We start from the raw sequence: 6,987 nt of genomic DNA, 5'->3' as shown, positions 1-6,987 counted from the left end.
CCGACCCGCACTTGTCGCCGCCCGAGGAGACACCCCGGCGCGGCACCGACCCCCACCACACAGCAACCCCACGACCACCGGCGCAAGCCAAGAACCACGCGGCGCCAGCCGCACCGCACCGCAACCACACGCCGCGCCGAAGCCACCGGCCAGACAGCCGAACACGACGCCAAGCCACACGCGCAGCGCCCCCGTGCCACGGCGCAAAAATCAGCGCGGGACCCTACGGCACCCACCACACCGGCCCACCGTCCCGCGCAACACCCCCGACGAACACCCCACCCGGAACCCCGACGGAGGAACAGACGATGACGACGACGCTCATCGACAACATCGGCAGGCTGGTCACCAACGAACCGTCCCTCGGAGAGGGGGAGTTGGGGATCATCGAGGAGGCCGCCATCGTGGTGGAGGGGGAGCGGGTGGTGTGGGTGGGGGGTGCCGCACAGGCGCCCGCCGCGGACACCGCGTACGACGCGACGCACCGCGCCGTGATCCCCGGCTTCGTCGACTCCCACTCCCACCTCCTCTTCGCAGGCGACCGCACCGCCGAGTTCAACGCCCGCATGTCGGGCAACGCCTACACGGCCGGAGGCATCCGTACGACGGTCGCCGCCACCCGCGAGGCGACCGACGAGGCGCTGGCCCGCAATCTGCGCGCGCATCTCGACGAGGCCCTGCGCCAGGGCACGACCACCATGGAGACGAAGTCCGGCTACGGCCTCACCACCGAGCACGAGGCCCGCGCCCTGCGCGTCGCCGCCGCGCACACCGACGAGGTGACGTATCTGGGCGCCCACATCGTCGCCCCGGAGTACGCGGACGATCCCGCGGCCTATGTCGCGCTGGTCACGGGCGAGATGCTGGACGCGTGCGCCCCGTACGCGCGCTGGGTGGACGCGTTCTGCGAGAAGGGCGCGTTCGACGGGGACCAGGCGCGCGCCATCCTCACCGCGGGCAGGGACAGGGGGCTCGTGCCGAGGGTGCACGCCAACCAGCTCTCGTACGGGCCGGGCGTCCAGCTCGCCGTGGAGCTGGACGCGGCCTCGGCCGACCACTGCACGCACCTCACCGAAGCAGACGTGGACGCGCTCGCCCAGAGCTGGAGCGGCAGCGACACGCGCACAGGTACCGTGGCGACGCTGCTGCCGGGCTGCGAGTTCTCGACGCGCGCCGTCTACCCGGACGCGCGGCGCCTCCTGGACGCCGGTGCCACCGTCGCGCTGTCGACGGACTGCAACCCGGGCTCGTCGTTCACCTCGTCGATGCCGTTCTGCGTGGCCATCGCGGTGCGCGAGATGGGCATGACGCCCGACGAGGCGGTCTGGGCGGCGACGGCCGGTGGCGCGCGGGCGCTGCGCAGGGACGACGTGGGACGGCTGGCACCCGGCACGTACGCGGACCTGGCCCTCCTCGACGCGCCCTCCCACGTGCACTTCGCCTACCGCCCCGGCGTCCCCCTCGTCAGCGAGGTGTGGCGGCGGGGACAGCGCGTCGGCGCATAGCCACGGGCCCCCACGACGACGGCGGCGGCCCGTAAGCGTCTCGCGCTCACGGGCCGCCGCCGTCACATACCGCTGGGGTCTCAGACGCCCGCGGGCTCCCGCACGGGCGTGCCGCCCTCGGGACCGCCCCTGCAGTCGGACCCGGACCCGGACCCGGACCCGGACCCGGACTCGGCCGCCTCGGCCGCCGCCTCCGCCGCCATCTCCTCCTCGATCCGCACGAGCGAGGGATTGCGCCAGGCGCTGCGGATGCCCCACCAGTAGAAGGCGAGCCCGAGGAGGGCGACGACCAGCAGGTCCCAGCCGGGCGCGAGGTAGCCCTTGCCGCCGAACTCGGTGCCGCCCGCCCAGGAGACCAGCGCCATCACGAGCAGGTACGCGACCATCCACGCGCCCGCCTTGAGGTGCGGCTTCAGCTCGGCCCACGGCTTGCGCAGCTCGTACCAGGCCCAGACGGGCAGGCCGACGGCCATGATCAGGATGACCTTGCCGGTGAGCGGCCAGCGCCCCCAGTAGAGGACGAGCGAGCCGAAGACCATCGCCAGCGGCGCGACGACGGGCATGGCGCGCAGCCGCACGGGCCGCGCGAGCCCCGGCGACAGGCGGCGCAGCGACATCACGGCGACGGGGCCCGTGATGTACGAGATGACCGTCGCCACGGACACGATCTCGGCCAGCGAGCCCCAGCCGCGGAAGACGGCGAGGAAGAGGAACGAGATCACGAGGTTGAGCACCAGCGCGGGGCGCGGGATGCCCGTCTTCTTGTCGACGCGGCCGAAGACGCCGGGCAGATGCCCGTTCTCCTGGACGCCGTGGATCATGCGCGACGTGGTGGCCGCGTAGATCATGCCGGTGCCGGAGGGCGAGATGAACGCGTCGGCGTACAGCAGCATCGCGAGCCAGTTGAGGCCCCAGGCCAGCGACAGATCGGCGAGCGGCGAGTCGTAGGAGAGGCCCGCCCAGCCCTCGCCGTTGCTGAGGTCGGCCGCGGGCACGCCGCCGAGGAAGGCGACCTGGAGGGCCAGGTAGATGAGCAGCGCGATCACGATGGAGCCGATGACGGCCTTGGGCAGCGAACGGCCCGGGGTGCGGGCCTCGGCGGCCATGTTGATCGGCGACTGGAAGCCGTTGTAGGCCCAGACGATGCCGGAGACGGCGACGGCGGTGAAGACGGCGCTCCAGCCGTTGGGCGTGAAGCCGCCGTTGTCCTTGATGTTGCCGGTGTCGAAGTGCGCGGCGATCAGGGCGCCCGCGGTGAGGACCGGGACGACGACCTTGAAGACGGTGATCGCGGTGTTGGTCTTCGCGAACAGCGTGATCGCGAACCAGTTGAGGAAGAAGTAGAAGACCAGCAGCACACTGGCGAGCGCGACGCCCGTGCCGGTCAGCTCCTTGCCGTCGTAGAGATCGTGCGCCCAGTCGAAGGACCAGGAGCTCATGTACTGGACGGAGGCGGTCGCCTCCCCGGGTATGACGGAGACGATCGCGATCCAGTTGGCCCACGCGGCGAGGTAGCCGGAGAGCGAGCCGTGCGAGTACTGGCCGTAGCGCACCATGCCGCCCGCGCGCGGGAACATGGAGCCCAGTTCGGTGTAGGTGAGGGCGATGGTCAGCGCGACCACGGCGCCGATGACCCAGGCCAGGATCGCGGCCGGTCCGGCGATGGCGGCGGCCCGCTCGGCCCCGAAGAGCCAGCCGGAGCCGATGATCGAGCCGAGGCCCGTCGCGGTGAGTGCCAGGGTGCCGAGCGAGCGGCGGTAACTGCCTTGCGGATTCGTGGGGGTGCTGGCCAAGTTTCCGGGTCTCCCTTCGCCTCCGTGAGTAGGCACGAACCGCACCCCGGAGTGGAAAAATCAGGGAGAGCCGATAGGGCGGCAGGGGCCGCGGTCCGCTGTTCACAAGGTCGTCGGCGGGTCAGAACCTGGCAATGCTCTCACGCTGAAGTACGTGCCAATTCCACGAACTTTGCTGTGGCACAGTGAGAAACGCCACCCTTGGCGGGGGTCGGGAACCACCCGTCGGCCACCCGTCGCGCGCCGGGAAAACGGCGCCGGAGGGGCGCCGGAAACACGTAGTGGGCCGCCCCGGTGCCACAAGACCGGGACGGCCCACCCACGGACGTCCGCATCACACGTACGCGCGAAACGTCATCTCACTCGTCGAGCATCAGGCCCTTGCGCAGCTTGCCCAGGGTCCGCGAGAGCAGCCGTGAGACGTGCATCTGGGAGATGCCGAGTTCCTCGCCTATCTCGCTCTGCGTCATGTTCGCCACGAAACGCAGCGAAAGGATCTTTCTGTCGCGCGGCGGGAGTTCGGCTATGAGGGGCTTGAGCGACTCGACGTACTCGATGCCCTCAAGGCCGTGGTCCTCGTAGCCGATGCGGTCCGCGAGGGTGCCCTCGGTGTCGTCCTCCTCCGGCTGCGCGTCGAGGGAGCTGGCGGTGTAGGCGTTGCTGGCCGCCATGCCTTCGACGACTTCCTCTGCGGAGAGGTTGAGCCGCTGGGCGAGTTCCTCGACGGTGGGGGCGCGGTCGAGCCGCTGTGCCAGTTCGTCACCGGCCTTGGCGAGGTCGAGGCGCAGCTCCTGGAGGCGGCGCGGCACGCGCACGGACCAGGAGGTGTCGCGGAAGAAGCGCTTGATCTCGCCGACGATCGTCGGCATCGCGAAGGTCGGGAACTCGACGCCGCGGCTCAGCTCGAAGCGGTCGATCGCCTTGATCAGGCCGATCGTGCCGACCTGGACGATGTCCTCCATCGGCTCGCTGCGGGAGCGGAAGCGGGAGGCCGCGAACTTCACCAGGGCGAGATTCAGCTCGACGAGGGTGTTCCGTACGTACGCGTACTCGTGGGTGCCCTCTTCCAGGTGCTCAAGGCGGCCGAAGAGGGTCTTGGACAGCGCCCGCGCGTCAAGCGGGCCCACCTCGTCGTAGGGCGGGATCTCGGGGAGCTGGAGCTGGTCGAAGAGGTCCTCGACCGTGTCCGGACTCGTGGGTTCCGGGAGCTCTTCCGGGCGGTACTCTTCCGGTACCTCCGGGGCGGCCTGGTCGGTCGATTCCGATATCCCGTTATCGAGCCGGGGTGACATGTGTCCTCCATCATTTCTCGGCATATGGCTGCCGAAGCCGTGACGTGCACTGCGGTGTGCGGCGCCTCCAAAGCCACTGTCTTGCTTCTGTCCCTTCTAGACCTACCCGCTCACGCGCGGGCATGGCAAGTCCTTTATGTCCGAATTTGCGCCAATGTGTGGGTTGTTCAGCTACCGAACGTGGCGGCAAAGGCGTAGGGTTCGAACCGCTTGTCGGGGGGCAGCAGTGAAGGCGCATACGCAACCAGAAGGGGTGTGCATGGACCGCGGGATGCCCGGGAGCACCAGCCGGGGCCGGCTGACGGTCGACGTACGGCACCAGGGGGTCAGTGCCGTGGTGACGCCCGAGGGTGAGTTGGACCACCACACCGCCGATCTGCTGCGCGAGCCGCTGGAGCAGAGCGTCGAGGAGGGCTACAGCCGCCTGGTCGTGGACTGCTCGCGGCTGGAGTTCTGCGATTCGACGGGCCTGAACGTCCTCCTGGGGGCCCGGCTCAAGGCCGAGGCCGCGGGCGGCGGGGTCCATCTCGCCGGGATGCTGCCGGTGGTCGCGCGCGTCTTCGAGATCACAGGTGCGGAAGCCGTCTTCACGGTGCACGATGATCTTGATGCGGCGCTCGCGAGCGCGCCCGGGGTGTAATCCCCGCGACATCTCCGTACCCCTAGGTCACGGGGGCGTTACGCGCATCACACCAGTCCATCCGAATCCGTGGGTGTTCTCACGGTCCGGTAGGGCAGGAGACCCCTGAATCTGTCAGACATTCGTCAAGCCGCTCGACCAGGCCGGCACGAGGCGACGAAACGGTAAATCGGTGATCGGTGAGGTGAACCACTGATGAGCACCACCCGGCCGCACCCGGCGGGCGACTGCGGCCCGGAGCGCGAGGGTGCACCGGCGACCGCCGCCGTGTCGGAGGCCGGGGGCGTCGTGCCAGGAGCCGAGAGCGGCGAGGGCGGGGGTGTGGGTCCAGGACCCGGCTCCCGTGGTCGCGGGACGCACGGCACGCCCGGCGTGCCCGGCTCCTCCGGCGCTACAGGGACTCCTGGCGGGTCCGGCGGCTCGGGTGCCTCTGGCGCCTCCGGTGCCTCTGGTGCGCCGGGTCCCTCGGGCCAGGCGTCGGACGAGGGCGGGGCCACCGCACAGGGCCGCCCCATCCGCCAGGTGCGCAGGCTGCGCCTCGCCGGAGTCAGCGGCGCCGTACCGCGCGCGCGGGACTTCACCCGGCAGGCGCTCCAGGACTGGGGCTGGCTGCCAGCGGCCACCGGCGACCAGCGCGCGGCGGCCGAGGACGTGCTCCTCGTCGTCTCCGAGCTGGTGACCAACGCCTGCCTGCACGCCGAGGGCCCCGAGGAGCTGCGGGTCGGCAGCGGCCCCAAGGTGCTGCGCCTGGAGATCGTCGACCTGGGCAGCGGCTCGCCCGCGCCCCGTACGCCGCACCGCGCGGGGCGGCCCGGCGGCCACGGCATGTTCATCGTGCAGCGGCTCTGCCTGGACTGGGGCGTCGTACGCAACCCCGAGGGCACCGGCAAGACGGTCTGGGCGGAGCTGGCCGCGCCCAACTGAGCCCGGCGCCGGTTCCCCGGCCCCAGGCTTCCCCGTCCCTCCTCCCCTTGTTCCTCTTGTTCCTCTTGTTCCTCGTCGTGGCCTGATGCCGACGGCGAGCGCGCTTACGCGCGGTAACTCCCCTTCCTCCTGCGTCCCTTCGGGCGCAGGATCCTTGCTTTGACGCCTCCCCTTCGTGGATGAGGGGGATTTCTAGCTCACGTTGCCTGCGGCCCGGCGGGCGTACAGGGCTTGCACGATCAGCGCTAGCCGGGGTGCAGACCAGCCCGGACCAGCATCACACGTGCGGAGTTCTTGTCTCTGGGTGAGACGGCTCCGCACGTGGTGCAGGCATAGGTTCTTTCGGAGAGGGGGAGTGCGTGCTTGGTTCTCGCTCCGCACCGTGCGCAGTCCATGGTGGTGTGCGCGGGATGGACCAGGTGCAGGATGCGCCCGTGCTTGCGGGCCATCTCCACCAGGGCTTGTTTGGTGGCGCCGATCGCGGCGTCGGCGGCCTTCCTGGCCATGGTCGATTTCGCCAGGAACTTCGGGCGGAAGTCCTCCACGGCCAGGGCGTCATGGTCGTGGACGACACGTTTGGCCCACTTACGGCCGGTCTCGCGGCGCTGCCGGGTCAGCTTCTGGTGCGCTTTCGCTGTCTGCCGTTTCGCCTCGCGGTAGCCCTTCGACGCCGCCTGTCCCCTGGCCGGGCGGCGGCGGGCCATCATGCGCTGGTACCGGGCCAGCTTGTGCGCCGCCGTGCGCCCGTGCTGCGGGTGGGGAAGGTCATGGGCGTCGCTGGTGGTGGTGGCCGTCTCCCGCACGCCCCAGTCGATACCGATCACCGCGCCGGT

Annotated in this window: 5 protein-coding genes and 1 pseudogene; 3 read left to right on the top strand and 3 right to left on the bottom strand. The window is 70.5% G+C overall.

Annotation, left to right across the window (positions count from 1 at the left end; all coding sequences use genetic code 11):
* The first annotated feature begins 308 nt into the window (after positions 1-308).
* Positions 309-1,505, top strand: coding sequence for an imidazolonepropionase (gene hutI, locus ACYVOO_RS11695; RefSeq protein ID WP_461015582.1), 1,197 nt, complete (start codon positions 309-311; stop codon positions 1,503-1,505).
* 80 nt (positions 1,506-1,585) lie between these two features.
* On the opposite strand, the gene ACYVOO_RS11690 is transcribed toward hutI, so the two are convergent.
* Positions 1,586-3,298, bottom strand: a complete 1,713-nt coding sequence (locus ACYVOO_RS11690) for an APC family permease (protein ID WP_461015581.1) — start codon at positions 3,296-3,298, stop codon at positions 1,586-1,588.
* Positions 3,299-3,657: 359 nt separating this feature from the next.
* Positions 3,658-4,590, bottom strand: a complete 933-nt coding sequence (locus ACYVOO_RS11685; RefSeq protein ID WP_461015580.1) for an RNA polymerase sigma factor SigF — start codon at positions 4,588-4,590, stop codon at positions 3,658-3,660.
* A gap of 259 nt (positions 4,591-4,849) precedes the next feature.
* Between ACYVOO_RS11685 and ACYVOO_RS11680 the strand changes: the two genes are divergently transcribed.
* Both ACYVOO_RS11680 and ACYVOO_RS11675 read left to right on the top strand, forming a co-directional pair.
* Positions 4,850-5,230, top strand: coding sequence for an STAS domain-containing protein (locus ACYVOO_RS11680; RefSeq protein ID WP_453351243.1), 381 nt, complete (start codon positions 4,850-4,852; stop codon positions 5,228-5,230).
* Between the two features lie 372 nt (positions 5,231-5,602).
* On the top strand, positions 5,603-6,154 hold the full coding sequence (locus ACYVOO_RS11675; protein ID WP_461015583.1) for an ATP-binding protein: 552 nt from the start codon (positions 5,603-5,605) through the stop codon (positions 6,152-6,154).
* A 178-nt stretch (positions 6,155-6,332) separates the two neighbouring features.
* Here ACYVOO_RS11675 and ACYVOO_RS11670 read toward each other — a convergent pair.
* Positions 6,333-6,987 (bottom strand): annotated as a pseudogene (locus ACYVOO_RS11670) (RNA-guided endonuclease InsQ/TnpB family protein); the annotation flags it as partial.

It is taken from the genome of Streptomyces daliensis (assembly GCF_054782395.1).
Note: the sequence above shows the minus strand (reverse complement) of the source record. Positions and strands in the feature narration are given on the sequence as shown.

Coding starts and splice junctions, on each gene's coding strand:
- hutI (WP_461015582.1), top strand. CDS start 309: ATGACGACGACGCTCATCGACAACATCGGCAGGCTGGTCACCAACGAA.
- ACYVOO_RS11685 (WP_461015580.1), bottom strand. CDS start 4,590: ATGTCACCCCGGCTCGATAACGGGATATCGGAATCGACCGACCAGGCC.
- ACYVOO_RS11680 (WP_453351243.1), top strand. CDS start 4,850: ATGGACCGCGGGATGCCCGGGAGCACCAGCCGGGGCCGGCTGACGGTC.